Source organism: Nocardia sp. NPDC050793, from assembly GCF_040654065.1.
In the GTDB taxonomy this organism is placed as follows: Bacteria; Actinomycetota; Actinomycetes; order Mycobacteriales; family Mycobacteriaceae; genus Nocardia.
This window is the reverse complement of record NZ_JBFAHG010000002.1, coordinates 578,706-603,115: the sequence shown is the minus strand read 5'-3', so window position 1 is coordinate 603,115 and position 24,410 is coordinate 578,706. Positions and strand designations below refer to the sequence as shown.

Below are 24,410 nucleotides of genomic sequence, written 5' to 3'. Positions count from 1 at the left end.
TACCTTGCCTGCGCGCCGGTTTCCGTGAACTGGGTCGTGGAAACCGGCCACGCGCGCGGCGCGGATGCGTCAGGATCGGCGGATGGCGATTCCACGCATCCGCGCCGCCGTGCTGGCCCTGCACTGGCAGGTCAACGTCATCCGGCCGGAGGGATTCTTCGGTCCGATGCTCGCCGCGCCGGTCGCGGCCAGCGGTGTCGTGCCGCGCGCGGTGGACTTTCACGCCGCGGCCGCCGCTGCCGAGGTCCCGGTGATCTTCACTCGCTTCACCATCCCTGTCGGCGAGGGTGCGCTGGTGCGCAACACCGGTTTCATGCGATCGGTCGGCGCGGCCCAGACCGAGTTCCGCCCGGAATCGCCCGGCACCCAGCTCATCACGGAGATGGCGGGTCAGCCCAGCGCGACCTACGACAATCAGAAACTCTCCGGGCTCGCGGGCAATGCCCTCGCCGACTGGCTGACCGAGCGTGGCCTCGACACGTTGTTCCTCACCGGCGTGGCCACCAACCTGACCGTCGAGCAGACCGCCCGCCACGCGACGGATCTCGGTTTCACGGTCCACCCCGTCGCCGACTGCGTGACCGGCGTCGATCCCGCCGCCCACGAGGCGGCCCTCGCCAATCTCGAACTCGTCACCGCAGGCTGCCTGACCGCAGCGGACGCCATCGACCTCGTCCGTAACTGAGTGCGCAACGCGCCCATACGAACACAGCACCCGATGTAATCGCCGCGCCAGGCGCGCGGAACGGCGGGGGTTCAACCCACTCGGAGCTGTCCCGCCAGGCCGGGACCGAGCAGCGACTCCAACCGGCGGTAGGCGACGTCCGCCTGGATCGGCGGGTCCGCGTCGGCGATCGCGCCGAGCGTGCCGACCACGCCCCAGGACAGGAAGTTCACCATCGCGGCGAATTCCTCGTCGTCCATGGCGAAGCGACCGGACAGTTGTTCGGTGAGCACTCGGCCGACCATGCCGCGGGTGGCGCGCAGCAGCTGGCCGCCCGCCTTGCGCCCGAGCAGCGCGCGATACACCTCGGGATGCTCCGAGGCCAGCCGGAACAGCGTGTAGATCGGCGCGAGCGGCACCGAAGGCGGCGGTGCGGCCGGGTCGTCGGGGCGCGCGGCGGTGATGGCCGCGCGCAGGTACTCGGTGCTGCTCACCAGCAGCAGATCGTCCTTGTCGCGGAAGTGCGCGTAGAAGGTGGAGCGTCCGACGTCGGCGCGATCCAGGATGTCGCGCACCGTGATTCGCTCGTAGGAGCGTTCGAGGAGTAGTTCGATCAGCGCCCGGTGCAATGTCGCCCTGGTGCGCCGCACCCTGCGGTCAGTGGTCTCGTGCATCGTCAATCCCTGCGTTTCCGGACGGATCGGGCCGCGATGTCCCGAACCGGACGGATTCCGTACTTCTGCTTCTGGTCGCCGCGGCGGCCACCTTCGATCATGAACATATGTCCGGAAACACACAACAGTCCGTAAACAATCAACCCACCGAGATCGGCATCCTCATCACCCGCCCGCGCGGCTATCGAGTCATCCGCTCCGCGTTCGTGCTCGGCCGAGGGCACGCGCTCGACGCCGAGCTCATCGCCCGCAGCGGTGCCGCACCCGGCAACCGCGTGCTCGATATCGGATGCGGTCCCGGCGATCTCGCCCGTGCACTCGCCACCCGCGTCGGTCCGGAAGGCGAGGTCGTCGGCCGCGATCCGTCGCCGCAGATGATCGCCTACGCCACCGCGCGCACGAAACAGCCGAACTGCCGCTTCGAGCTCGGACCCGCGCAGACCCTCGACCTGCCCGACGCCTCCTTCGACGTGGTGACCTGCACCTTCGTCATGCACCACATCCCCGAGGCGCAACGCGAGGCCGCGCTCGCCCACATGTATCGCGTGCTGCGCCCCGGCGGCAGGCTGCTGCTCGCCGACACCCACCCCACCGGCCGGGTACTACCGGCCGCGATCCGCGCGATGTCCCGGTTCGCGGCCCGCCGCACCCACGACACCGCAGCCGACCACCACGCCGACCCCTTGGCCGCCATCGACATCCGCCGCTACCGAGAGCCCTTGTCAGCAGCGGGTTTCCGCTCGATCGAGTTCGCAACCGTCCCCCCGATCGCCGGAATCCTCCTCGCGACGAAGGAGTAGAGAGCGCTGCCGGACGCCAGTCCTTCGATTGCCCCGCGCATGGCCGGAGCGAAGGTGGAGTACGCCGAATTGACACTGCCGGACGCAGTCCGCCGATAGCCCGCGCATGGCCGCAGCGAAAACGAAGGTACGCCTAGACGAGTGATTCCGAATAGGAGTTGATCGACGGCCCTCGAATGGATGGGCGCTACCTCTGGCAGAGGCAACCCCGTCCCACCAGAGGTAACCCGTAGTTGCGCGGCTGAGGACGTTGGCCGATGGTGGCATCATGTGGGTCTTCGTTTGCGTCGGGTGCGGCGTGTTGGTGAGCGTCCCGCTTCGCGAAGTCCCGTGGCGTAGCGATGAGGAGTTGCCCGAACTTCCGCACCAGATCTGGGAGCTTCTACCGGCGCGGATGATAGCGGGCACCTTCGCTGTGCACACATATCCACCGATCGATTACGTCCGGCCGGATGGGCGGCGCTATCTGGGGCCGGAAGGCGCGCAGTATGTGCTGAATCCCGGCGATACCCGCGACACGGTGTTGCTCGTCGACACAGACGACGATCTCGGCTGCCTCGGCATTACAGGCTCGGGGGGAGCCAATATCGCTTGTGCACGCTGCCGAAGCAAGATCGGGTTCCGAATCGACGATTGCAGAACATGGCAGCAGACTCTCCTCCGCGCAGATGCTGTGAGACGGATCGAAGTCTCGGCAACCGGGATACCCAACGTAATCCGTTATCCACAGGTCGATTCCGGTCTCGTCGACCGCGCACAGTGGCGTCACGGTGATCCAGTCCACGACTTCCAACGCGCAGAGATCGCAGGCCCCGGACATGAACGCTGGTTCGGAGAGTCCGGCTGGCAGGACGAGGTGGAGCGAGCTCAACAGGATGCAACGCAGCGGCTGGACGAACCGCCGCCTGGCCATGGATGAGCCCATTCGGAAACTCGGCGTGGGCAGTCGAGTTTCGAGAGGAAGAAGGGTATCGACGTCGATTTGTGACGAAAGACCTCGATACCGTTCTGACCGCACTGTACGTCCATGTCGATGACCACGTGGCGCAGACGCACTCGCGGCGACCGGGTCGGCCGAAGAAGCTGACCGATGCCGAGCTGATCTGCCTGGCGGTGGCCCAGGTCTTGCTGGGTTTTCCGTCCCAGCACCACTGGCTGCGGTTCTGCTTCGCCCGTCTGGGCACACTGTTTCCGTACCTGCCCCACCAGCCCGGCTACAACAAGCGGATCAACGCGGCAGGGCCCTTGATCGCCGCGACCATCGAGCAGTTGGCCGCGCAGGTCTCGGCCACCAGTGACCAGTTCCGGTTCATCGACGCCACCCCGATCCCGTGCGGCACCTCGGTGCCCACCGTCAAACGATCCGCACTGGCCGGGTTCGCCAACTACGGCTACTGCACTGCACTGTCACGCTGGTACTGGGGTGTGAAGCTGTATCTGATCACCACTGCCCACGGTATGCCGATCGCCTGGTGCCTCGCCGACCCGAAAATCGGTGAACGTGAGGTCGCTGCCGAACTGATCGGTCACGCCCACGACCGGGCGATGCTACCGCCCGACTGCACCTTGATCGGCGATAAAGGGTTGGCGGGCAAAGAGTTTCATCGCATGGCCGCGCTCGAGGGCGTGCACTTCGTCCGCCCCGACCGCAAAGGCGAACCCCACCGCAGCGGCAACCTCGGCGGCATCCGCCAACTCATCGAATCGGTCTACGACACCTGCAAAGGACAGCTCTCCCTCGAAGCCCACGGCGCCCGCACCCGTGCCGGCCTGTTCGCCCGAACCGCCCAGCGCCTGCTCGCCCTGGCCGCCGCGATCTGGCACAACCTCACCACCAACGCCCCGACCAGCCGATCACTCACCGCCTACGACCACTGACGATAGGAATCACTCGTCTAGATGTATTGACCACAGAGGTTGGTGACGGCGTGTCGGGCTGACAAGGGTGAAGACCTCCGGGTGAAGTGCGAGCTGCCAAGCAAACGCATTCACCGATCGGAGGTCTTCGTGTCCCACCGTAATGCCCCGTTGTCGGAGTTGGGTCGGTTGCGGCTGGCTCGTTGTGTCGTCGAGGACCGCTACCGTCAGGCCGGCGCGGCCGCGATGACCGATCGGTCCAGCCGCCCCCACCACAGCCCACGACGAACACCGACCCGCACCGAACGGCGCATCATCAAACTCCGGGTCCTGCGCCGATGGGGACCGGCCCGCATCGGCTACCTGCTGGGCCTGCACCCCTCGACGGTGCACCGGATCCTGACCCGCTACCGGCTGGCCCGGCTGCGATGGCTGGACCGGGCCACCAGCCAACCCGTGCGCCGCTACGAACACCCCCACCCCGGCGACCTGATCCACGTCGATATCAGCGGCCGATGTCGTCCAGCTCGGTCGAGTCCTCATGAGAGAGGGAGAGTCCCGCGCCGGCGATGTTCTCGCGCAGGTGCGCTGTCGATGACGTGCCGGGGATGAGCAGGATGTTCGGTGATCGCTGCAGCAGCCAGGCCAGCGCGACGGACATCTGTGTCGCCTTCGATCGAGCGGCGACCGCCGAGAGCGCCGAGGACTGAAGCGGGGTAAAGCCCCCGAGGGGGAAGAAGGGCACGTACGCGACGCCGTCGGCGGCGAGCCGGTCGATGAGCTTGTCGTCGTGGCGGTGGGCGAGGTTGTACATGTTCTGCACGCACACGATCGGCGCGATGCTCTGTGCCTCGGTGACCTGCTCCTCGGTCGCGTTGCTGACCCCGAGGTGGCGGATCAGGCCCTGCTGCTGGAGTTCCACGAGCGTCTCGAACGCCTCGGCGAGCGAGCCGGGCTGGGGACCTTCGGCGTTGCCGAGCCGGAGGTTGACCAAGTCGAGTACGTCGAGCCGGAGGGACTCGAGGTTGTCGTGGACCTGGCGGCGCAGATCTTCGGGTCGCCGGGCCGTGGGCCAGCCACCCTGCTCGTCGCGGGTCGCGCCCACCTTGGTCACGATGTGCAGCGACTCGGGATAAGGGTGCAGTGCCTCGCGGATCAACTCGTTGGTGACGCGCGGCCCGTAGGCATCGCTGGTGTCGATGTGGGTGATACCGAGGCCGACCGCTTCACGCAGAACGGCCAGGGCACCCTCGCGATCGGTGGGCGGCCCCATGACCCACGGGCCGGCCAGTTGCATGGCGCCGTAGCCGAACCGGGTGACGGTCAGGTCACCCAGAGTCCAGGTGCCGCCGGGAAGAGAGAGGGAAGGTGTGCTCATCCTGTTGCCTTTCGTCGTGCACTTGGGGGTAGCGCCTGCTGCCTCCCTGCATCAGCATTGGAGAGAAACTTCCTGCCGGGAAGTAGGCACTTTGGAGTGCGTAACCCACCCATCGGTGAGAGGTGCGATCAGTGACGACGACGAAGGCGGCCCAGAAGAGGGCTCAGGCCAAGGTGGAGTACAACGCGTTCCTGGCAGGGTGCCCCAGCCGGCAGCTGCTCGACCGAATCTCGGACAAGTGGGTCGTCCTGATCCTGTGTGCGCTGGGCGGCGACAACAGCCCTGGCCAGCCCGGTGCAGCACACGCAGACGCTCCGAAAGCGATGCGTTACTCCGAGCTCTCTCGTCTTCTGGCCGGGGTCAGCCAGAAGATGCTGACCCAGACGCTACGGTCGCTGGAGCACGATGGTCTGCTCACCCGTACCGTGACGCCAACCGTCCCTGTCACCGTCTCCTACGAGCTGACCAGCCTCGGCCTCTCGCTCCACCACATGACGCGCGGGCTCAGAAACTGGGCGCAAACACACATGGCCGAGGTCCTCGCAAACCGCGAGAACTACAACTCTCGCACCTCCTGACGACTCACATCCAACCGCCCAACAGCTCTATGTTCTCGGCGCTACACCCTCAACTGCGAAGAGCCGGCAAACACCCCGTCATCGGCTATCACTACCTGCACACCGCCCTGGACGACCACTCCCGGCTGGCCTACAGCGAACTCCTGCCCGCAGAAGGCCAACACAGCGCCGCCGCGTTCTGGCAACGCGCGGTTCGCCAGCAACGGCGTCACAGTCCGGAAAGTGTTGACCGACAACGGCTCCTGCTACCGATCCCGAGCCTTCGCCGCCGCGCTCGAAGACGTGGTCCACAAACGCACCCGACCCTACCGACCACAAACCAACGGCAAGATCGAACGCTTCCATCGCCTAGATCATGTTCTTCGCGGTCATCCAGCGCATGGTGAACCAGCCGCAGAACACGGGCAGCCAGCAGGTGAGGACACGGTAGAGGAGCACCGCGGGCACCGCGATGTTCGCCGGGAGGCCGAAGGCGGCGAGGCCGCCGATGAGGGCCGCCTCGACGGCGCCGACACCGCCGGGGGTCGGAGCGGCCGAGGCCAGGGTGCCGCCGATCATGGTGACGATCGTGACGGTGACGAAGGTGGTGCCGCCGCCGAACGCCTCCACGCTGGCCCACAGCGCGCCCGCCATGCCGAGGGTGATGGCGGCGCAGCCTGCCACGATGATGGCGAACCGCTTCGGATCCCTGGCCAGCTGGCCGAGTTCGCCGAGCACCTCCTGGAGCTGGGGCCGGACCGAATTGTTCAGCCAGCGCCGCAGTTTCGGCACGAACATGAACGTGCCGATGATGCCGACGCCGACACCGGCGGCCAGATAGATGATGGTCGGATCGGGCACGAAATGCGAGAGGTCCGCCGAGGTGCCCGCCACGACGCTGAACAGGATCAGCAAGCTGATGTGGGTGATCACCTGCACCGCCTGTTGCAGCGCGACGGCCGCGGTGGCGCGCACCGCGCCGAGCCCGCTCTTCTGCAGGAACCGCACGCTCAAGGCCAGACCGCCGACGCGGGCGGGCGTGGTCGTCGCGGCGAAGGTGTTGGCGATCTGCATGGTGACCAGGTTGCGGAAGTTCGCCATGCCGGAGGCGCAGGCCCAGAGCGCGGCGGCGGCGCCGACGTAGGTGAGGCTGGAGACGGCGAGCCCGAGCAGCGCCCACCACCAGTTGGCCGTCTTCAGCTGGGTGAAGAAGGTCGGGACCTGGCTGATGAACGGGTACGCCACGTAGACCAGTCCGATCAGCAGCACCAGCTGAATGATCTGGTTGCGGGAGAACCGGGTGATCTGATCGGCCTCGATCCGGTCCTTGCCGGTCTGCTTGCGCACCTCGTCGCGGGTTTCGGAGACGATCGACCCCCACTCCGGAATCGAGATCCTGATGCCGGAGGGCATGGCCGATTTGATGAGGCGGCGGGTCGCGGTGAGCACGGTCTGCTCGCCGAGCGCGTCGATGGCCGCGCGCACCGCGGATTCCTTGCCGTAGATCGCGGCCGTGGTGACCAGCAGCTGCGCGATATCGGATTGGATCTGGGTGTCCGAGGCGCCGAACTCGGCGCTGCCGAAACCGCTGAACATCACCGTGTCCTCGGTGATGCGGATGTCGTCGGGGCGCAGGTCGCCGTGCGCGATCCGGCCGCCGTGCAGCGCGTCCAGCGCCTTCCACACCGTGGGCAGCCGCTCGATCGGGGTCTCGGCGATCGGGACGCCGCCGGAGTCGGTGTGCGCGTAGAGCATCCAGCCGCGATCCAGCGCCGCGACCGCGACCACCTGCTGACCGGCGAGATCGAGATCCCCCGCGGCGATCGTCATCAGCGCGCGGTGCTCGACGGCGCGGTGCATGGAACCGTGCAGCGCCCCGGTCTCGCTGCTGCGAAAGGTGAGCCAGCGCCACAGCATGCGCAGCGCGCCGTGGCTGCGCTGGTTCTTGCCGTACATCTCGACGGTCAGCTGGCGCTCCGGACCGGTCACGGCGGCCGCGAGCACCAGTGGACCCGAACCGGCCGGCCGCACCACGGTGAATCCGGTGACGGTGTGCCCGCGTTTGGCGAGTACCCGCACCGCGGCCTCCAACGGCACCTCCAGCGCAGGGGTGCCGACCACCCAGACGATCACCGCGCCGACCAGCCAGCCCACCGCGAGCCCGAACATCGCCCGCGCGGGCACGACGGTGCTGACCACGAGATGGATCGGCGCGAAGGCCAGCAGCAGGAACCACAACCAGCGCCGCGGCTTGGTCGGCAGCCACGGGCTGGAGACGGTGAGCACCGCGGCGAGCATCGCGATCCAGCGCGGGTCGTCGAGGAACTGGGAAAGGAAGGTGTCGAGCCGGTCGGGCACCTGCAGGTGCCACTGCGGTGCGGAGAGCCCGGTGCCGGTGATCGAGAGCAGCAGACCGGCGACGAGGCCTGCGGCGGCGTAGCCCGCGAGCAGCTTCCACTGCCCGCCGATGACCAGTTCGATGAGGATCGCGAACGGCAGGATGAGGATCGCTATGCCGTAGATCAGGTAGACCAGGTTGGACTGGTCCGGGGTGAGGAAGTCGACGATGCCGGACACCGAACGCTCCAGCGCCAGCCACTCCGGTCTGGTGATCAAGGAGGCCGCGATCACCACGCCGAGCCACAGCGCCGCGAGCATGACCCGGACGATGTCCGTGGTCCGCCGGATCAGCGGTTCCAGGAGATTGCCCGTTACCGGGATCTCCCGTCCGTCGACTCGCATGTCGTATCGGCACTTTCGGATCGAGTTGGCGCTGGCTCGGCGACCCCTTGGCTCACGTTTCCGTGAGTATGCAGCAGGTCGCCGTGGGCGATCGGCACCAACACGCCGCGGCGATACGGCGTCGCGCTGTGCCGCTTCTGCCCCTGATCACACTGCCAGAGACGGCGCCGCGCCGGCCCGGCGGGCTCAGTTCGCGACGACGCTGTACACGCCTCCGTTCATCGCGCCCGCGTCCAGTTCGACGATCGCCTGCAGCACCTTCTCCGTCGGAACTCGGGCGGGGAAGCTGTCCGGGGCCACCGCGTTCGCGCGGACGCCGAATTCCTCGAACTCCGCCGCGAGGTGCCGGGTCAGATGGTTCAGCGCCGCCTTCGACGCGGCGTACACCGCCTGGCCGCCCGGGTACACCTTGGAGCCCGAGAGGCTGGAGACATTGACGATGTTGCGGTTGCGCGCGCGGTTGCCTTCGCTGTCGTGCATCCAGCCGCGCTGCGCCAGCCGGGCCGAGAGTCGCAGCGGCACACCCACGTTCAGTGCGAACTGGGATTCGAAGTCATCTATCGCGGTGTCTCCGTCGATGATCCCCTGTGGATGCAGCCGCAGGCTCGCGGCATTGTTGACCAGCAGGTCGATGCCGCCGAACTTGGCCAGCGCCAGATCGATGACGCGCTCGACCTCGCCCGGCGCGGTCAGGTCGGAACGGATGAGGAAGACCCGGGAATCGTTCTCCGGTACGACGGCCCGCGGATCGAACGGATCGACGAACCACTCGTGCTGCGAGGGCGTCGCGGGTATGCGTGCGCCGCAGACGGCGACGATGTCGTAGGAGGTGTAGAGGGCGCGGCAGAAGGCGTCGCCCAGCGTGCCGCCCGCACCGGTGAGCAGGCAGACCCGCCGGTCGCCGCGGGCCGAGTCACCAGTAGACAATGCGGTCTCCTCCCCAACGCTGGATCGCGTCCTCTTTCGGCCGGTGCAGCCACATCACGATGCTGCTGCGCGGCGCCCGGTTGTAGCCGAGGTAGGTGTGCCAGGACCGCGGGGTGCATTCGAACAGCACCATCGAGTTGTCCAGCGGCGGCACCGCCAGCGTCGGCGCGGGATCGGCGATGTTGGCGTACAACCCGGTCTCCCCGCCGTCGCCCGGTTGCCAGCCCGGATTGCCCAGATAGAACAGCACAGCGACGGCGCGCACGGTCTCCCGGGCGGTGACGCCGTCGGATTTCGTTCCGGTCTTGGTGTTCACGCTCGAATCCGGCAACCGCACCTCACCCGGCCCCGGAGCCGTGCCCGAGAACCACGCCGGGTTCAGGTCGTTGTGCGGCCAGCCCGCCGGGCTGTCCGGCGCGTGGTGGTGTATCGAACCCTCCACGTCGCCCGTCACTTCCACGCCGGCCACCGACGCGATGAGGTCGTGCCACTCCCGCGAGGTGAACAGTGCCAGCGGTCCGTTGCGCAGATCGGTGAGCGGAATCGCGTCGGCGCTGTAGTTGTCGGCCACTCTCTCGAACGAGCCCGCCCGCGCGGCGTGCACGCGTTCGTATTCGTCGGCGAGCCGCTGGTAGAAGTCGTCGACGAAGACATCGCGCACGTACACGTGCGGAAACGGTCCAGACCGGCGGATCCAGCGCCGATGGGCGAACAATTCCGTGAACCACGCGGGCGGCGCGAACGCCTGACTCACCGATTCCCCTGACAACGTCACTCCCTCCCGGTCGAACACGCCGATCTTATTGCCTTCCTCGCCCGAATTTCGAGCGGCCGGGATCCCGGCGCAGGACCGGACGCGAGAGGATCGACCGGTGGCTCGTGATCTTCGTATCTGTTTCGTCGGTGACTCGTTCGTCGCGGGCGTCGGCGATCCGCTGTGTTACGGATGGGCGGGACGGCTCGGCGTCGCCGCGCATGCCGACGCCATGCCCTTCACCGGATACAACCTCGGCGTCCGGCGCCAGACCTCGGCGGACATCGCCGCGCGCTGGCAGACCGAGTGCGCGCCGCGGCTGCTCGAGGGGACCGAGGCGCGAGTGGTCTTCTCGTTCGGCGTCAACGACGCCATGCACGAGAAGGGTTCGCCGCGTGTGGAACCCGACGCGTCGGCCGCCAATCTGATCGCCGTGCTCGCCTCGGCCGCCGAGCGCGGCTGGCCCGCACTGGTCGTCGCGCCGCCGCCGATCGACGACGACGCCCACAACGCGCGCACCGCACGCCTCGACGAACGCTTCGCCGAGATCTGTGCCACGGCCGGAACGCCGTACGTACGCGTGCACCACGAATTGCGTGCGAACGAGGTGTGGATGGGAGAGGTGCGCGCGGGCGACGGCGCGCACCCCGGAGCGGGCGGCTACGACGCGATCGCCGCGTTGATCCTGCCCGCGTGGCGGGAGTGGTTGTCCCGCTGAGCTTCTCGCGAATGCGCGCGACGAAACGAGGCCTCATGAATCACCTCACACTGTGGGCGGATCGGTGTTACGCAGATGCGGTCTCGTACGGCAGCGCTTAGACTGTCTGGGACGTATTGGTAACACAGTCGAAAGGTGGCATCCGATGGGATCCCAAACGGTAGTCGCCGACGTTGCCGACGAGCTGGCGCGCCGGGTTGCCGCGGGGGAATATCAGCCGGGGGATTTGATGCCGTCGGTCCGCCAGGTCGCCGAAGAGTTCGATATGAATCGTGCGACCGCGCAGTTGACCTTGGGCAGGCTGGAATCGTATGGATTCGTCGAGGCGCGTCGCGGTAAGGGCTTCACCATTCGCGATGTGCGGGAGGCGGGCGGCCTCGACGTGTACCGCCACTTGTTCCGGTTCTCGGTACCGATGCCGGACGTCGCGATCGAGATGTTCCACGACATCGTCGACGTGCAGCGCGGCATCGTCATGGAGACGTTGCTCGCGTACACCGCGAGCGAACAGGAGATCGACCCGGCCGAGCTGAAGGCGGCCATCGACGAACTGGAAGCCCTTGCCCGGCTGGAGGTTCCGGACTACCGCCAGATTCTGGCCATAGAGGTCGCCCTGGTTCGGCGTTTGCTGACCGCGCTCGGGCTGAGCATGCAGCGCGCGATCATGAACACCATCGGCGAGATGGTGCTCGAGGTGCCCGAGGCGATCGAGGCGTACTTCGCAGGCGCCGCCGACCTGCACGTGCTGGTGTGGCGGGCGCTCGTCGCGGTATGGGAATCCGGCTCCGGCCCGTCGGAGGCGCAGCTCGCGCTGTTCGAGGACCTGTTCGGGATGTACCACGACAAGGTCATCGCCCGGTTCGAGGAGCTGCTCGGCGGCGAGGAAACCGACGTCGAGGACGCGCACGCGGCCACCGCCTGAAACCGGCAAATCGCACGAAACGGACTGTCTGAGTCCCTCAGATTCGCGCGGCTTCCTCCGCGCCGACTCCCGGGCTAGTTGGTCACTTGTTCATTACAGATAGTCGATCTTTGCGTCTGAGACAGGTATGCTGAATCTGGCTGGACGGCGTCGCGCGACGCGCTCGAAGCTCCCGCTGCCGCGGGCCGATCACGGGGAAGGGTGATCGGCGCGGCCGGACCTTCGATCGCGCAGGGCGACCCCGCAGACCCGGCGCCGACGCTCACGGCGCCGGGCCGTCCCGTCATCGGACTGGCCGGGTGTCGGTGACGGGGCGGGCAGGCCGCATCCGCGATTTGCTGGCGAATAGCCCGAGCCGGTCGTACCGTTTCCGTCATGACCGAGTCAGCAGATTCGCTGCCCGACATACCGCTGGAATCCTGGCGTCCGACCAAGGAGACGCTGCACCGTTTCGCCCAGGTGGTCGGCAAGGTCGCCCTGGCCAAAGGCATCCGCCGCAACCACTGGTGGCACATGACCTTCCGGCTCACCGCCCGCGGCTGGACCACCGTCCCGCTCGGCACCGCCCGCGCGGGGCCGGTGTTCACCATCTCCTTCGATTTCTTCGACCACGTGCTGCGCATCGCGACCGATCACGGCGTAGAGGTGGAGATCGATCTACTCCAGCAGTCCGTTGCCACGTTCTACACCGATGTCATGGGCGGGCTCGACGACCTCGGCATCGAGGTCGTCATGCCGCACCCGCACCCCTTCGATCTGCCGGACGCCGCCCGCCCGTTCGAAGACGACACCGACCACGCCGCCTACGATCCGGACAAGGCGCGCAGGGCGTTTCGCGTGCACAGCCAGGTCGGCCGGATACTGGAGGAGTTCAGCGCCACCTACTCCGGCAAGATCAGCCCCGTCCAATTGTTCTGGCACACCTTCGATCTCGCGGTGCAGCGGTTCTCGCCGCGCCGGATCGACCTGCCGTCGTCCGTCGATTCGGTGACCCGCGAAGCCTATTCGCGCGAGGTGATCAGCGCCGGTTTCTGGTTCGGCGACGACAAAGTGCCCGAGCCGACCTTCTACTCCTACGTCGCGCCGGAACCGGACGGGCTGTCCGACCGGACGCTGAAGCCTGCGGGCGCACGGTGGGTGGCATCCGGATCGGGCCACTCCGCGTACTACGCCTACGCGAACGCGCGCCGCACCGCCGACCCGGTGGGCGCCGCGCTCGAGTTCTTCCAATCCGTCTACGCCAACGGCTCCGAGCTCGCCGGATGGGATGCCGACCGGCTGGCCTGCTGGGGCGGCATCACCGATCCGGTGCTGGAGCAGAAGGCGGCGCGCTGGCCGGAATGGCCCTCGTGATCAGCCGTTGAGCTTGTTGAGGCGGTCGCACGCCTCGACGTACTCGTTGATCAGCCGTTGGACCACATCGGCGGAGCGTTCCACCTTGGTCATCATGCCGACCACCTGACCGACCGGGTTGAAGTTGACGTCCTTCGCGGCCTCCGGATACCGGTGGCCGCGCTTGACGCCGTCCAGCGCCACCATCATCTGCAGCGGCATCGGCAGCGGGTCGGGGGTCTCGGCCGACTCCCAGGCGTCGGTCCAGTCGTTGCGCAGCATGCGGCACGGCTTGCCGGTCCACGAGCGCGAGCGCACGGTGTCGTGGCTGCTCGCGTCGATGTAGGTCTGCATCTGGGCGGGCGGCACATTGGCCTCCTCGACGGTCAGCCACAGCGAGCCGGTCCACGCGCCCGCCGCGCCCATGGCCATGGCCGCGGCGACCTGGCGGCCGTCGCCGATGCCGCCTGCCGCGAGCATCGGCATATCGCCGATCGCGTCGATGACCTGCGGCCACAGCACCATGGACGAGATCTCACCGCAGTGCCCGCCGCCCTCGGTGCCCTGGCAGACCACGAAGTCCAGGCCGGCGGCCTTGTGGTTCAGCGCGTGCTTGACCGAACCGCACAGCGCGCCGATCAGCCTGCCGGAACCCTGGATCTGCTCGATCACGTCCGCGGGCGGCGTGCCGAGCGCGTTGGCGACCAGCTTGGCCTTGGGGTGCTTCAGGATCACCTCGATCTGCGGGGCCACCGTGGTCGCGGTCCAGCCGAGCAGCTGGTTGTGGTGCTCCTCCGCGGGCAGGTGCGGCACGCCGTGATCGGCCAGGATCTTCTCCGCGAAATCCCGGTGGCCCTGGGGCACCAGCTCGCCGAGCTTGGCCTCCAGCTGTTCGGGCGTCAGGTCGTCGATGCCCTTGCCCTCGTATTTGGAGGGGATCACCAGGTCGACGCCGTACACGCCGTTGACGTGCTCGTCGAGCCAGGCGAGCTCGACCTCGAGCTGTTCGGCGGTGAAGCCCACCGCGCCCAGGACGCCGAGCCCACCGGCATTGCTGACCGCGGCCGCCACGTCGCGGCAGTGGGTGAAGGCGAAGATGGGGAACTCGATCCCCAGCCGGTCGCAGATTTCGGTACGCATCGGGTGCTGATCTCCCTTACCTATGCCGCGAACAGATCACGGCGGCCGCGGACGCCCTAGAACGGGTTGCATAGTGGCCGCGCCGGCTTCGCCTCGCGCGCGGCGGACGGACGCCCCGACCGGCCGAATCCGCCGCATACCGCAGGTATCGCCATGCCGCGGCGGCGTCGTCATCGACCGGTGGGGGCACCATAGATCGACAGTAACACGTTCTAGTTTTGTCGCGGTACCCCTTCCTTGGCGGGGTCCGCGGCCTGCGTCAGATCGCGTTCTCCAGCTCCGCGAGCGCGTCCTCCAGATGATCGAGCATGCGGTGCAGTTGTGGCACGCTGCGCCGGCAGCCGACCAGACCGAAGTCCAGGTTCTCGGCATTGGAGGTGAGCGTGATGTTCACGGCCTGGCCGTCGAACGGGATGGACAGCGGATAGATGGCGTCCAGCCGCGCGCCGTTCCAGTACATCGGCTCGCGCGGGCCTGGCACGTTGGAGATGACGATGTTGAACGGTGGCGTGGTCCACGGAACGAGCGCGGGCACCAGGTTCAGCGCGATCGGGCTGACCATCAGCGCCGAGAGCGCCATCGACTGGACCGGCGAGAGTTCGCTGTACACCTCTTTGCTCTTCTGCATGGACTCGCTCACCGTCCGCAGCCTGGCGATCGGATCGGCCAGTTGGGTGCCGAGATTGCACAGGAGCGCGCCGACCTTCACACCGTTGGTCTCGGTGTCGTCCGCCGAGCGCAACGACATCGGCACCATGGCGATCAGCGGCTTGTCCGGCAGCGCGCCTCGCTCGGCGAGGTAGGCGCGCAGCGCTCCCGACGACATCGCGAGCACGACGTCGTTCATCGTCGTCCCGGTCGCCTTGCGCACCTGCTTGATTCGCTCCGTCGGCCACGACCGCACGACGGAGCGGCGGGCGCCGCCGATCGGCACATTGAACATGGTCTTGGGCGCCTCGAACGGCAGGGTCACCTGCTGCTCGCGCAACGCGGACCGCGCGGCGCGCAGCAGCGGCGGGCCGGACGCGGCGGCCGCGACGAGATTCTTTGCCGCGCCGAGCAATCCGGATCGCTGCGGCTCCTTCTTGCGTCGCGAGCTCGGCAGGTTCCACGGCACGCGGGTCTCGGTCGAGTACGGGTCGTCGGTCAGGGTGCGCTGGAGCAGCCGCTGGGCGGAAACGCCGTCGATCAGGCCGTGGTGCATCTTCGAATAGAGCGCGAACCGGCCGTCTTGCAGCCCTTCGATCAGATGGATCTCCCACAGCGGACGATGCCGGTCGAGGAGGGCGCTGTGCAGCCCGGAGGCCAGCTCGATCAGTTGCTCCTGGCTGCCGGGGGCGGGCAGCGCGATGCGCCGAACGTGATAGTCCAGCTCTACCTCGTCGTCCAGCGTCCAGGCCAGTTGTGGCGAGCCGAGAAGGTTGGCCGGGCGCCTGCGAAAGGTCGGATGAATCTCGCGGCAGGACAACAGCTTCTGGTGCGTCTGCGCGGCGAACTCCGGACCGGCTCCCTCCGGCGGTTCGAACAGTTGTAGCGAGCCGACGTGCATCGGGTGCTCGCGGGATTCGGCCAGTAAGAACACGGCATCAACCGGTGCGATGAGTTCCATATATGTGTCGCCCCCTGACGACGGTGGAGATTTTGTGCGATGAACAATCGACCACGCTGTCGGGTGGGACGCACCACAGAAACCTGGGCACCCGTGCCAAAGTTACCCGGCTACGCCCGGGGACGTGCGCATTATCAGCGCACCGGATCGGCGACCTTCGCGACCATCAGGCATCCCTGATCGAATCGTTCGTCGGCCTGCCGGGCGCAGACCATCCGGGCGACCACCGTGAAACCCGCTTCGCGCGACAGCTCGGCGAGCCGGTCGGGTGACCAGCAGTAGGCGCGGGTCACCCTGTGGTCGAAAGCGAGCGCGGTGTCGGCGGCGTCCGCCGTCTGGAACGCCAGCAGTGCGTGCCCTCCGGTGCGGAGTACCCGGTGGAACTCGCGCAACACGTGCGGCACCCGTTCCGGCGGCAGATGGATGATCGAATACCAGGCCACGAGTCCCGCCAACGCGCCGTCCTCGATGTCCAGTTCCTCGATCGATCCCACTTCGAACCGCAGGCCCGGGTATTCCTTGCGCGCCAGTTCGATCATTCGCGGTGAGAGATCCATGCCGAAGGTCGAGACGCCGAGCGACGCCAGGTGCGCGCCGATTCTCCCCGGTCCACAGCCGAGGTCGGCGACGGGGCCGGAGCCGTCGGCCCGCACGAGTTCCGCGAACGCACCCAGCATGGCTCGGTCCAAGGGCCTGGTCTCCAGATGGCCGCGGACGAGATCGGTGTAGAGCTCGGCAACATCGTCGTAGGCCGAGCGGGTGGCGTCGACGTCTTCGGTGATCAAGCCTGGAACTCCTTCGCTGAAACGGTATTCGAACTCAGGTCGGCGCGGCGGGCGCCAGCTCGTCGCGCGGTTCGGTGATGCCGGGGCGCCTCGTCCCGAGGAACGATCCGAGCACGACCAGCGGGAAGCCGATCGCCATGCCCGCGGTGAGCGGCTCGTCGAGCAGCGTCACGCCGAGCACGATAGCCACCGCCGGGTTGATGTAGGTGATCACCGTCGCGCGCGCCGGACCCACTTCGCCGATCAGCGCGAAGAACAGCAGGAACGCCGCCGCGGTGCAGACGATCGCGAGGCCGAGCACCGAGAGCGCGGCATCCGCGGCGAAATACGTTGGCCTGCGCAGCACGGCGAACGGCAGGTAGAGCACCGCCGCCAACAGCAGCGACGCGGTGACCACGCCCATCGGCGGCAGATCCGCCAGCTGCCGATTGATGACGATCGGGCCGACGGCGTAGCCGATCGTCGTCAGCGCGATGGCTCCGATCGCGGCAGGGGCGGACAGATCCACGTCCAGGCCGACCAGCGCGGCCACGCCGGCGAATCCGACGATCAGGCCCAGAATCCTTCGCGCGTCGATGGTTTCGTGTCCGAGGCGGGTCACGATCAGCACGGCGATCAACGGCACCGCCGCGATCAGCAGCCCGACGGTGGAGCTGTTCAGGGTGGTCTCGGCGTACCCGATGAACAACCACGGGCCGGAGATCTCCACCAGCGTGTAGAGCAGCAGCGGACGCCAGCGCTGGAGAACCGGGCGCAGCGCGTCGGTGTACAGGGCGACCGGCAACAGCAGCAGGCCGCCGATCAGTGTGCGGCCGAAGGCGACGAACACCGGATCGAAATCATCGACCGCGACCGCGATCATCGCGTACGGCACACCCCAGATCACGCCCATCGCCAGGAACAGCAGCCAACCGCGCCTGGTCATCGCGCCGTCCCCCGAGTCATCGCCGCAGATTTCATGCTCTCGCTCGCTTTCGATCCACGAGGAGCTTAATGGGTGATCCTATGATCCGACAGATCCGATTTCGCCACGGCTACCGTGACTCACCGGATACGACGCCGCCGACCTGCTCCGGGCACTTCTTCCCACGGTATCTCGGGCAAGGCGCTGGGCCACAATAGCTTTCGCTGTCAGCAGCCGAGTTGATCCGCCAAGTCGAGGAAGTCGCGCGCGTTGACGTCGAATTCGTCCTCGTACTCCACATCCACGATGCCGCCCGCGCCGAACTCCAGCGGCCGCGCCACGAACGCCGTGCGGAAGCCCAGTGCGCCCGCCGCCCGGATGTCGTACTTGTGGCAGGCGACCATCATGATCTGTTCCGGAGCAAGCCCCAGGTAGGTCGCGGCCATCCGATACGTCGCCGGGTCCGGCTTGAACGCCCCCGCCATCTCAGCGGTGAAGATCGCGTCCCACGGCAGCCCACTCAGTTTCGAAATATTCACCACCGCAGCGACATCCGCGTTCGACAAGGTAGCCAGCGTGTACCGCATCTTCAGCCGTGCGAGGCCTGCGACGGCGTCCGGCCACGGCACGATTCGCTGCCAGGCGCGCGCCAGGTCCTCTCGCTCGGTGTCGTCGAAATCCGTTACCCCGTAGTCGATCAGCAGCCGATCCAGTGCGTCGCGGTACACCGAGTGCACCGTCGTCCACTCGTCCTTGTCGGTCTTCGTCTTTCGCAGCACATCGAAATACGCCGCGCGCCAACGGTCTACGAACTCCGCCCAGTCGACTCCCGGATGCCTGCCCGCGCTCGCCGTGCGCAACGCGCCGAGCACCGTCGAATGGAAATCCGTCGCCGTGCCCTGCACGTCGAACAGCAACGCCTCTACTCCCACCTCGGAAATCCAACCATGCGGCGGCTGTTCGGCGCGTCCGTGTCCGCGGAGTCGTGTGCTGCTCGGCGCAGTGGCGCCGGGCAGCACCATGACGGTGAGCCGTGGCACGGCGGGAACGCGGTGGCGACACCGGCGGGCGGTACCGCTACGGTGAGCCGCGGCGCGGCCGGAGCGCGGTGGCGATACCAGTCGGGCAGTACCGCCACCTGAGCCGCGGCGCGGCCGCAACGCGGTCGCTATACCGTCGGGCAACATCGCCACGGTGCGGCGCGCCGCCGGAGCGCGGTGGCGACACCGGCGGGTAGCGCCGTCGTGGTGAGCCGGGTGCGGTGGGTCAAGCGCGCGGGGTGCCCCACAGGTTGCGCAGCAGGATCCAGGCCTGATCCGGGTCGGGCGTCCGGCCCGCTTGCATCTCGGCGGCGCCCCAGCCGTCCACCGCTCGAAGGACTGCGGCGGTCGCGGCGACCAGCAAGTTGCGGTCGGTGTCGACGGTGATGATTCCGATGGCGATCCCGTTCGCCACGAAATCGGCGATCCAGGACATGAACGCGCCCTGTTCGCGCAGCAGGAAGGCCGGATCGATCAGCGCGAGGTCGGCGGGGTGGGTCTCGATGTGGGCGCGCAGCCGCTGCTCGATGGTCTTCAGCTGGGACCAGAACTCGGCGTCGTCCGCGACTCGCTGCCACGTGCCGAGTACGTCTGCGAGACGGGCCGCGACGTCGTCGAGTGCGGTGTACAGCAGGTCTTCGCGGCCGTCGAAGTAGTTGTACGCCGAGGATTTCGAGATGCCCGCCGCCGCGATGATCTGGTTGTAGGAGGCGGTGTCCACGCCGTCCTCCGCGAAGATCCGCTGCGCGACATCCAGGATGCGGCGTTGTTCGTCGGCGGGAAGCCGGGTGAAGCGGGGAAGCGGCATGGTCACATCCTAGGGCCTAGGCGTGCGCACCTCTAGTGTGTACCATCGGTGCACACCAACATTCTGAAAGGTGGGAGCGGCTATGGCCGACGCCGTCATCGAGACGATCGGATTGCGTAAGCGGTTCGGCGACTTCACCGCCCTCGACGGGCTCGACCTGCGGGTCGAGGCGGGCGAAGTGCACGGATTCCTCGGGCCGAACGGCGCGGGAAAATCGACGACGATCCGGATCCTGCTCGGACTGATCCGGTCGAGCGGCGGCACCGCGCGCCTGCTCGGCGGCGATCCATGGCGCGACGCCGTGCGGCTGCACAGCCGCATCGCCTACGTCCCCGGTGACGTCTCGCTGTGGCCCGGCCTCACCGGCGGCGAATGCCTCGACGTGCTCGCCGCCGCGCACGGTGGGTTCGACCGCGCCCGCCGCGACGCCCTCGTCGAACGGTTCGAACTGGATCCAGGGAAGAAGAGCCAGGACTATTCCAAGGGCAACCGGCAGAAGGTCGCGCTGGTCGCCGCGTTCGCCTGCGACAGCGAGCTGCTGATCCTCGACGAGCCGACGTCCGGGCTCGACCCGCTGATGGAGCAGGTGTTCCAGCAGACGCTGGCCGAACGCAAGGCCGAGGGCTGCACCGTGCTGCTGTCGAGTCACATCCTCGCCGAGGTCGAGGCGCTCGCCGACCGGGTCAGCATCATCCGGCAAGGGCGGACGGTGTCGACCGGGACGCTGGACGAATTGCGCCGTCACACAACGACTCATGTGCACGCGGTCACCACCGCGCCGCCGGGCAGGCTGGACGACGCGCCCTGGGTGAGTGCGGTGCGCATCGAGCGTGATGGCGTGGGCTACGCGGTCTCGTTCGGCGTCGATGCCAGGCACGTCGGCGCTGCGGTCGGCGCGCTGCACGCGGCGGGGTTGGTGTCGATCACCGCGAATCCGCCGAGCCTGGACGAGTTGTTCCTGCGCAACTACGCGTCCGCCGAGGACGCCGAAACGGTGGAGGTGTAGCGGTGCGTGGATTCACGGTGATGGCAGGCGTCGGCTTGCGTGGCAGTCGCCGGCAGATTCTCTGTTGGGTGCTCGGGCTCGCGGCCGTCTTCGCGGGGACCGTGTGGTCGTTGGACAGCCTGTACTCCACGCCCGCCGAGTTGGCGAGCTACCGGGCGGCCACCGAATCGGGCACGGCGTTGTTCGCGATCAACGGCAGGCCTTACGGACTGGATGATCTCGGTGGGGTCATCGCCTACGAATTCGGGTTCATGAGCGCGCTCGCCTTTCCGCTCATGGGAATTCACCTGGTGACGCGGATGACGCGGCGCGAAGAGGAATCCGGGCGGGCGGAGTTGTTGCGTGCCGGATCGGTCGGCCGTGTCGCCGGTGTCCACGCGGCGGTCGTGCTGACCGGCTCCGCGCTGGTGTTGGTTTCCGTGTCGATGGTTGCGGCGCTGTTGGTGATCGGGCTGGAATGGTCTGGCGCGCTGCTTTATTCAACGGCGCTGATGTCGCTCGGTTGCGTCTTCGCCGCGATCGCGGCGCTGGCGGCGCAGGTGGTCGCGTCGGCACGGAACGTGCTCGGAATCTGTCTCGCCGTCTTGATCGTGGCATTCCTCCTTCGCGGCATCGGCGACGTGCGCGGCAACGGACTGGTGTGGCTTTCGCCGATCGGCTGGGCGGAGCAGGCGCGCCCGTTCGGTGCGGCCCGGTGGTGGCCCGTGCTGCTCGGGCTGGGTTTCGCCGCGGTGCTGTTCAGCGCGGCTTGCTGGGTCGCTGGGCGGCGCGACCACGGCGCGGGGGTGCTCGCCGCCCGTCGGGGTCCCGCAACGGCGTCACCGATATTGCTGCGGCCCTGGGGATTCGCGCTGCGCAGGCACCGCGGCGGCATCCTCGCATGGTGCGTGATCGGCGCACTCGTCGCCATCTCCTTCGGCGCCCTCGCCGACGCCATCCGCACGGTGATGGGGGACAACGCCGCCCTTCAGGACGTCTTCGGCGGTGGGAGCTCGGATCCGGACGCGTATCTGTCGTTCGTCGCGGTGCTGCTCGCCTTGATCTGCGCCGGATTCGCGGTGCAAGGGGTCGGCCGGATCGCGGAGGACGAACCGGGTGACCGCCTCGAACCTGTTCTGGCCGGATCTATTTCGAGAGTACGGTGGTTGACCGCCGAAGTGCTCACCGTCGGCTGCGGCACCGCGGTGGTCGCGGGGGTCAGCGGACTGGCGCTCGGTGTGAGCGATGCGCTGGCAGTGGGCGATTCGTCAGCCGTCGCGCGATTGACGCTCGCCACGCTCACCTACCTGCCTGCCGTTCTGGTGCTACTGGGAATCGCGGTCGCGCTCTATGGAATTCGCCCCGCGGGATTGGGCTCGAGCTGGGGCGTCTTCGTCGCCGTAGCAGTCATCGCCACCCTCGCAGACACCCTCCGCCTCCCCGAATGGGTCCGCCACCTTTCCCCACTGGAGTGGGTGGGCCGCACCCCCTCCGAACCCGTCTCCCCCTGGGCCCCGATTGTCTCCGCCATCCTGGCCGCCGCCTTGATTGCCTGCGGCTTCCAAGGCTTCACCACCCGCGACATCCCGATGCACAGCGGCCCAGGCTTGATCCGAACCGTGCGAACCGGACGCCTACCCCGCCCCCCTCGCCCAGCGACCATCCACACCCCGTCCTGACCTCGTACCGACCGACGCCACACCGCACTTCACAGACCCTCCCGACGCCTAGCAGACCCTGCAACCCCTGCGAGGCGTCGAAACCCCCTGCGAACCCGCGCCTGCCCGGCCGGCCTGAGATATCGCATCTCGCCACCGGCCTGCCGGCCCTTGCGCCACACACTTTTCACACGCTTCACAGAGCCGGTGCCTATGTGAAGCGTCGAATGACTATGTGGCGCGCCGATGCTGCCGCCGACTCGGAGAAACTCGAGAGTGCACATACGCCTCAGCCAGTGCCTTTGTGTTCAGGGTCGGTTCGCGACATCGATCCACAACGCACAACGCCTTCACGATCGGTGGACGATCGTGAAGGCGTTGGCGGGAGATGTCGACGGCCGTTCGGGCGGCCGCCGATATCGGCCTAGCTATCGGGCGGCGGTGGTGGTTGGCGCTGGGGTTGTGGTGGTGGGTTGGGTTGTTGTCGGCTGGGTGGTGGTCGGTGCAACGGGCTCGGCAGGAGCCACGGTTCCGGTGGGTGCGGCGACCGAAGTCCGCGCCTGCGGGTTGGTCGTCTCCGGCGCGGTTGTCGCGCTGGGGGTTTCGGCCGGAGGCGTGGTCGTCGGCGCCGTGGTGGTCGGAGCCGTGGTGGTCGGAGCCGCGGTCGTCGATGCGACGGTGGCGCCGGTCTTCGTCGGCGCGGCGGTCGTGGTCGGCGCGGCCGAAGACGTCGTCGTGGTCGAGGCGGCCTTTGGCTTCGTCGCCGACTCCACGGCCTCCCGCGCGGCGGCGAAATCGGCGGCCTCGGGCTCGGAAGCCTTGTCGACCGTCTCGCCGGCCTGGGCCTGCTTCGCCAAGTGGGTCAACCACGCGGCCGCGTACTCGGCGGAAGTCAGCGGCCTGCCCTCGCCGGGGTTGGCGTCGCGCCAGTAGTCGAAGTGGTGACCGGTGTGGTCCGGTCCGAGCGTCAGCTTGTACGGGTCGCTCATGACCACGGGGATGGTGTTCTGATTGGTCACGATCAGGCCGATGACCTCGTTCAGCACCTTCTGCGGCAGGTAGGCCAGCGGCGACATCTGCTCGGTCGAGATCGAGTCCGTCTTCGCGGGCTCCTTCGGCTGCTCACCCGGCTTGTATTCCGGATCGGAGACGCGCAGCAGGACCTCGAGGAAGGTCTCGTCGCTGGCCATCCAGTTCGGCTGCGACTGGATGTCGGCGAACGCCGCCATCGCGATGCGGCCGAGGGTCACGGCGACGTCCATACCGGTCGTCGGATTGAGTCCCTCGCGCTCGAGCTGGTCCACGTTCAACTGCCTGCCGACATTCACCACCAGCTGCAGCAGCGAGATGTTCTCCGGCGCCGCGCAGGTGAGGTCGCCCTCGGAGCAGAACGACGCGATCTTGCCGTTCAGCGCACCGAAGTCACCGCTGGTGCCGGGCAGCGCGCCCTGACCCGAGGTGGGCTTCCTGCCGTCCTGATACTGCTGGTCGAAGCCGTCGGGGTTGCGGAAGGGATCCTCGGAACCCGGGAACGGTCCGTCGCCCGCCGAGCGACCCGAGTCGGCGAGGATGACGACGCCGAGCACGTCGTCCGGATCGACGATCTCCTGACCGCCCTCCTCCTGGTGCCCGATGTTCATCGCCACGCGGCGGACCACGTCGGCGCCCTCGCTGTAACCGACGATCGAGAACTTGGTGTCGGGGCAGGCCTCCGAGATCTCCCGCATCACCTGCTGGGTGTTCTCGACGCCCGCGTTGACGGCGTCCTCGTAGGTGGCCATGTTGGCCGGGTACGCGATGTAGACCGCGGCATACGAGCCGGGGTCGACGTCGTCGGCCGGAGCGTTCACGACCGGGTCGACCCAGCGACTGTTGTGGTCACCGGCCAGCGCGGCAGGCAACTCGTTCCCGTTGGCGTCGACCAGCAGTTTCGTGGTCCCCGCCTGGGGCGTGTCGCCGCGACCGGCCACCGAGATGGTGACCATGTCGTGGCATTCCGTGACGGACGCTTTGAGCTGCGTGTCCGCGGTACGCGGTGATGACGTCACCGCGAACGAGGCAGCGACGATCGCCGCCACCCCCAAGACCGCTGGTGCAGCGACGGCCGAAGCAATACGATGCCGCGCGAAGAACTCGCGAAAAGCCATGTCCCGATC

Annotated in this window: 22 protein-coding genes and 2 pseudogenes; 12 read left to right on the top strand and 12 right to left on the bottom strand. The window is 67.7% G+C overall.

What is annotated here, in order from left to right:
• Nucleotides 1–82 precede the first annotated feature (82 nt).
• Nucleotides 83–685 (top strand): cysteine hydrolase, encoded by a 603-nt coding sequence (locus AB0H50_RS08265; RefSeq protein ID WP_357448529.1) that lies wholly within the window; start codon nt 83–85, stop codon nt 683–685.
• A 71-nt stretch (nt 686–756) separates the two neighbouring features.
• Here the strand turns inward: AB0H50_RS08265 and AB0H50_RS08260 are convergent, their stop codons facing one another.
• Nucleotides 757–1,338 carry a helix-turn-helix domain-containing protein gene (locus tag AB0H50_RS08260; RefSeq protein ID WP_357448527.1) on the bottom strand — a complete coding sequence of 194 codons (582 nt, stop codon included), beginning with the start codon at nt 1,336–1,338 and terminating at the stop codon, nt 757–759.
• Between the two features lie 107 nt (nt 1,339–1,445).
• On the opposite strand from AB0H50_RS08260, the gene AB0H50_RS08255 reads away from it, so the two are divergent.
• The 4 genes and pseudogenes from AB0H50_RS08255 to AB0H50_RS08240 form a co-directional block, all read left to right on the top strand.
• Nucleotides 1,446–2,138, top strand: coding sequence for a methyltransferase domain-containing protein (locus AB0H50_RS08255; RefSeq protein ID WP_357448525.1), 693 nt, complete (start codon nt 1,446–1,448; stop codon nt 2,136–2,138).
• A 268-nt stretch (nt 2,139–2,406) separates the two neighbouring features.
• Nucleotides 2,407–3,057 carry a hypothetical protein gene (locus AB0H50_RS08250; RefSeq protein ID WP_357448523.1) on the top strand — a complete coding sequence of 217 codons (651 nt, stop codon included), beginning with the start codon at nt 2,407–2,409 and terminating at the stop codon, nt 3,055–3,057.
• A 65-nt stretch (nt 3,058–3,122) separates the two neighbouring features.
• On the top strand, nt 3,123–4,016 hold the full coding sequence (locus AB0H50_RS08245) for an IS982 family transposase (protein WP_357448521.1): 894 nt from the start codon (nt 3,123–3,125) through the stop codon (nt 4,014–4,016).
• Between the two features lie 129 nt (nt 4,017–4,145).
• Nucleotides 4,146–4,502, top strand: a pseudogene (locus tag AB0H50_RS08240) (leucine zipper domain-containing protein); the annotation flags it as partial.
• Here AB0H50_RS08240 and AB0H50_RS08235 read toward each other — a convergent pair.
• Nucleotides 4,501–5,373, bottom strand: a complete 873-nt coding sequence (locus AB0H50_RS08235) for an aldo/keto reductase family oxidoreductase (protein WP_357448519.1) — start codon at nt 5,371–5,373, stop codon at nt 4,501–4,503. The pseudogene AB0H50_RS08240 and the gene AB0H50_RS08235 overlap by 2 nt on opposite strands.
• Before the next feature lie 131 nt (nt 5,374–5,504).
• On the opposite strand from AB0H50_RS08235, the gene AB0H50_RS08230 reads away from it, so the two are divergent.
• Together AB0H50_RS08230 and AB0H50_RS08225 are read left to right on the top strand one after the other, a co-directional pair.
• Entirely contained in the window at nt 5,505–5,951 is a 447-nt protein-coding gene (locus AB0H50_RS08230) for a helix-turn-helix domain-containing protein (protein WP_357448517.1), read from the top strand.
• 80 nt (nt 5,952–6,031) lie between these two features.
• A pseudogene (locus tag AB0H50_RS08225) lies at nt 6,032–6,299 on the top strand (DDE-type integrase/transposase/recombinase); the annotation flags it as partial.
• Here AB0H50_RS08225 and AB0H50_RS08220 read toward each other — a convergent pair.
• The 3 genes from AB0H50_RS08220 to AB0H50_RS08210 all read right to left on the bottom strand — a co-directional run bounded on the left by AB0H50_RS08220 (nt 6,300) and on the right by AB0H50_RS08210 (nt 10,353).
• Nucleotides 6,300–8,672 (bottom strand): lysylphosphatidylglycerol synthase transmembrane domain-containing protein, encoded by a 2,373-nt coding sequence (locus tag AB0H50_RS08220; protein ID WP_357448515.1) that lies wholly within the window; start codon nt 8,670–8,672, stop codon nt 6,300–6,302. It abuts the pseudogene before it with no gap.
• Nucleotides 8,673–8,858: 186 nt separating this feature from the next.
• Nucleotides 8,859–9,599: an SDR family NAD(P)-dependent oxidoreductase gene (locus tag AB0H50_RS08215; RefSeq protein ID WP_357448513.1), complete on the bottom strand. Its 741-nt coding sequence runs from the start codon at nt 9,597–9,599 to the stop codon at nt 8,859–8,861.
• The gene (locus AB0H50_RS08210) at nt 9,586–10,353 is read right to left on the bottom strand and encodes a 2OG-Fe(II) oxygenase (RefSeq protein WP_357448511.1); all 768 of its coding nucleotides are present in this window, start codon (nt 10,351–10,353) and stop codon (nt 9,586–9,588) included. The genes AB0H50_RS08215 and AB0H50_RS08210 overlap by 14 nt, the downstream gene beginning before the upstream one ends.
• A 118-nt stretch (nt 10,354–10,471) precedes the next feature.
• Between AB0H50_RS08210 and AB0H50_RS08205 the strand changes: the two genes are divergently transcribed.
• The 3 genes from AB0H50_RS08205 to AB0H50_RS08195 all read left to right on the top strand — a co-directional run bounded on the left by AB0H50_RS08205 (nt 10,472) and on the right by AB0H50_RS08195 (nt 13,346).
• Nucleotides 10,472–11,071, top strand: a complete 600-nt coding sequence (locus AB0H50_RS08205) for a GDSL-type esterase/lipase family protein (protein ID WP_357448509.1) — start codon at nt 10,472–10,474, stop codon at nt 11,069–11,071.
• A 145-nt stretch (nt 11,072–11,216) separates the two neighbouring features.
• Nucleotides 11,217–11,993 (top strand): GntR family transcriptional regulator, encoded by a 777-nt coding sequence (locus AB0H50_RS08200; RefSeq protein ID WP_357448507.1) that lies wholly within the window; start codon nt 11,217–11,219, stop codon nt 11,991–11,993.
• A gap of 375 nt (nt 11,994–12,368) precedes the next feature.
• Nucleotides 12,369–13,346, top strand: coding sequence for a DUF5996 family protein (locus AB0H50_RS08195; protein ID WP_357448505.1), 978 nt, complete (start codon nt 12,369–12,371; stop codon nt 13,344–13,346).
• Here AB0H50_RS08195 and AB0H50_RS08190 read toward each other — a convergent pair whose 3' ends face one another.
• From AB0H50_RS08190 to AB0H50_RS08165, 6 genes are all read right to left on the bottom strand, one after another.
• Nucleotides 13,347–14,465, bottom strand: coding sequence for a nitronate monooxygenase family protein (locus AB0H50_RS08190; protein ID WP_357448503.1), 1,119 nt, complete (start codon nt 14,463–14,465; stop codon nt 13,347–13,349).
• Between the two features lie 259 nt (nt 14,466–14,724).
• A complete protein-coding gene (locus tag AB0H50_RS08185) occupies nt 14,725–16,074 on the bottom strand; it encodes a wax ester/triacylglycerol synthase family O-acyltransferase (RefSeq protein WP_357448501.1) in 1,350 nt (449 codons plus the stop codon).
• A gap of 134 nt (nt 16,075–16,208) precedes the next feature.
• Nucleotides 16,209–16,859: a class I SAM-dependent methyltransferase gene (locus tag AB0H50_RS08180; RefSeq protein ID WP_357448499.1), complete on the bottom strand. Its 651-nt coding sequence runs from the start codon at nt 16,857–16,859 to the stop codon at nt 16,209–16,211.
• 34 nt (nt 16,860–16,893) lie between these two features.
• A complete protein-coding gene (locus AB0H50_RS08175; RefSeq protein ID WP_357448497.1) occupies nt 16,894–17,784 on the bottom strand; it encodes a DMT family transporter in 891 nt (296 codons plus the stop codon).
• 206 nt (nt 17,785–17,990) lie between these two features.
• Complete coding sequence (locus tag AB0H50_RS08170) at nt 17,991–18,704, bottom strand: haloacid dehalogenase type II (RefSeq protein ID WP_357449370.1); 714 nt, start codon at nt 18,702–18,704, stop codon at nt 17,991–17,993.
• Between the two features lie 325 nt (nt 18,705–19,029).
• Entirely contained in the window at nt 19,030–19,611 is a 582-nt protein-coding gene (locus tag AB0H50_RS08165) for a TetR/AcrR family transcriptional regulator (protein WP_357448495.1), read from the bottom strand.
• 82 nt (nt 19,612–19,693) lie between these two features.
• Between AB0H50_RS08165 and AB0H50_RS08160 the strand changes: the two genes are divergently transcribed.
• Both AB0H50_RS08160 and AB0H50_RS08155 read left to right on the top strand, forming a co-directional pair.
• Nucleotides 19,694–20,617: an ABC transporter ATP-binding protein gene (locus AB0H50_RS08160; protein ID WP_357448493.1), complete on the top strand. Its 924-nt coding sequence runs from the start codon at nt 19,694–19,696 to the stop codon at nt 20,615–20,617.
• Between the two features lie 2 nt (nt 20,618–20,619).
• Nucleotides 20,620–22,275 (top strand): hypothetical protein, encoded by a 1,656-nt coding sequence (locus AB0H50_RS08155; RefSeq protein ID WP_357448491.1) that lies wholly within the window; start codon nt 20,620–20,622, stop codon nt 22,273–22,275.
• 407 nt (nt 22,276–22,682) lie between these two features.
• Here the strand turns inward: AB0H50_RS08155 and AB0H50_RS08150 are convergent, their stop codons facing one another.
• Nucleotides 22,683–24,401 (bottom strand): cutinase family protein, encoded by a 1,719-nt coding sequence (locus tag AB0H50_RS08150; RefSeq protein WP_357448489.1) that lies wholly within the window; start codon nt 24,399–24,401, stop codon nt 22,683–22,685.
• Nucleotides 24,402–24,410 lie beyond the last annotated feature (9 nt).

What these genes read in the sequence shown, in the direction of transcription:
- AB0H50_RS08265 (WP_357448529.1), top strand. Translation starts at nt 83, where the DNA reads ATGGCGATTCCACGCATCCGCGCCGCCGTGCTGGCCCTGCACTGGCAG.
- AB0H50_RS08260 (WP_357448527.1), bottom strand. Translation starts at nt 1,338, where the DNA reads ATGCACGAGACCACTGACCGCAGGGTGCGGCGCACCAGGGCGACATTG.
- AB0H50_RS08255 (WP_357448525.1), top strand. Translation starts at nt 1,446, where the DNA reads ATGTCCGGAAACACACAACAGTCCGTAAACAATCAACCCACCGAGATC.
- AB0H50_RS08250 (WP_357448523.1), top strand. Translation starts at nt 2,407, where the DNA reads ATGTGGGTCTTCGTTTGCGTCGGGTGCGGCGTGTTGGTGAGCGTCCCG.
- AB0H50_RS08235 (WP_357448519.1), bottom strand. Translation starts at nt 5,373, where the DNA reads ATGAGCACACCTTCCCTCTCTCTTCCCGGCGGCACCTGGACTCTGGGT.
- AB0H50_RS08220 (WP_357448515.1), bottom strand. Translation starts at nt 8,672, where the DNA reads ATGCGAGTCGACGGACGGGAGATCCCGGTAACGGGCAATCTCCTGGAA.
- AB0H50_RS08200 (WP_357448507.1), top strand. Translation starts at nt 11,217, where the DNA reads ATGGGATCCCAAACGGTAGTCGCCGACGTTGCCGACGAGCTGGCGCGC.
- AB0H50_RS08195 (WP_357448505.1), top strand. Translation starts at nt 12,369, where the DNA reads ATGACCGAGTCAGCAGATTCGCTGCCCGACATACCGCTGGAATCCTGG.
- AB0H50_RS08190 (WP_357448503.1), bottom strand. Translation starts at nt 14,465, where the DNA reads ATGCGTACCGAAATCTGCGACCGGCTGGGGATCGAGTTCCCCATCTTC.
- AB0H50_RS08185 (WP_357448501.1), bottom strand. Translation starts at nt 16,074, where the DNA reads ATGGAACTCATCGCACCGGTTGATGCCGTGTTCTTACTGGCCGAATCC.
- AB0H50_RS08175 (WP_357448497.1), bottom strand. Translation starts at nt 17,784, where the DNA reads ATGACCAGGCGCGGTTGGCTGCTGTTCCTGGCGATGGGCGTGATCTGG.
- AB0H50_RS08165 (WP_357448495.1), bottom strand. Translation starts at nt 19,611, where the DNA reads ATGCCGCTTCCCCGCTTCACCCGGCTTCCCGCCGACGAACAACGCCGC.
- AB0H50_RS08160 (WP_357448493.1), top strand. Translation starts at nt 19,694, where the DNA reads ATGGCCGACGCCGTCATCGAGACGATCGGATTGCGTAAGCGGTTCGGC.
- AB0H50_RS08150 (WP_357448489.1), bottom strand. Translation starts at nt 24,401, where the DNA reads ATGGCTTTTCGCGAGTTCTTCGCGCGGCATCGTATTGCTTCGGCCGTC.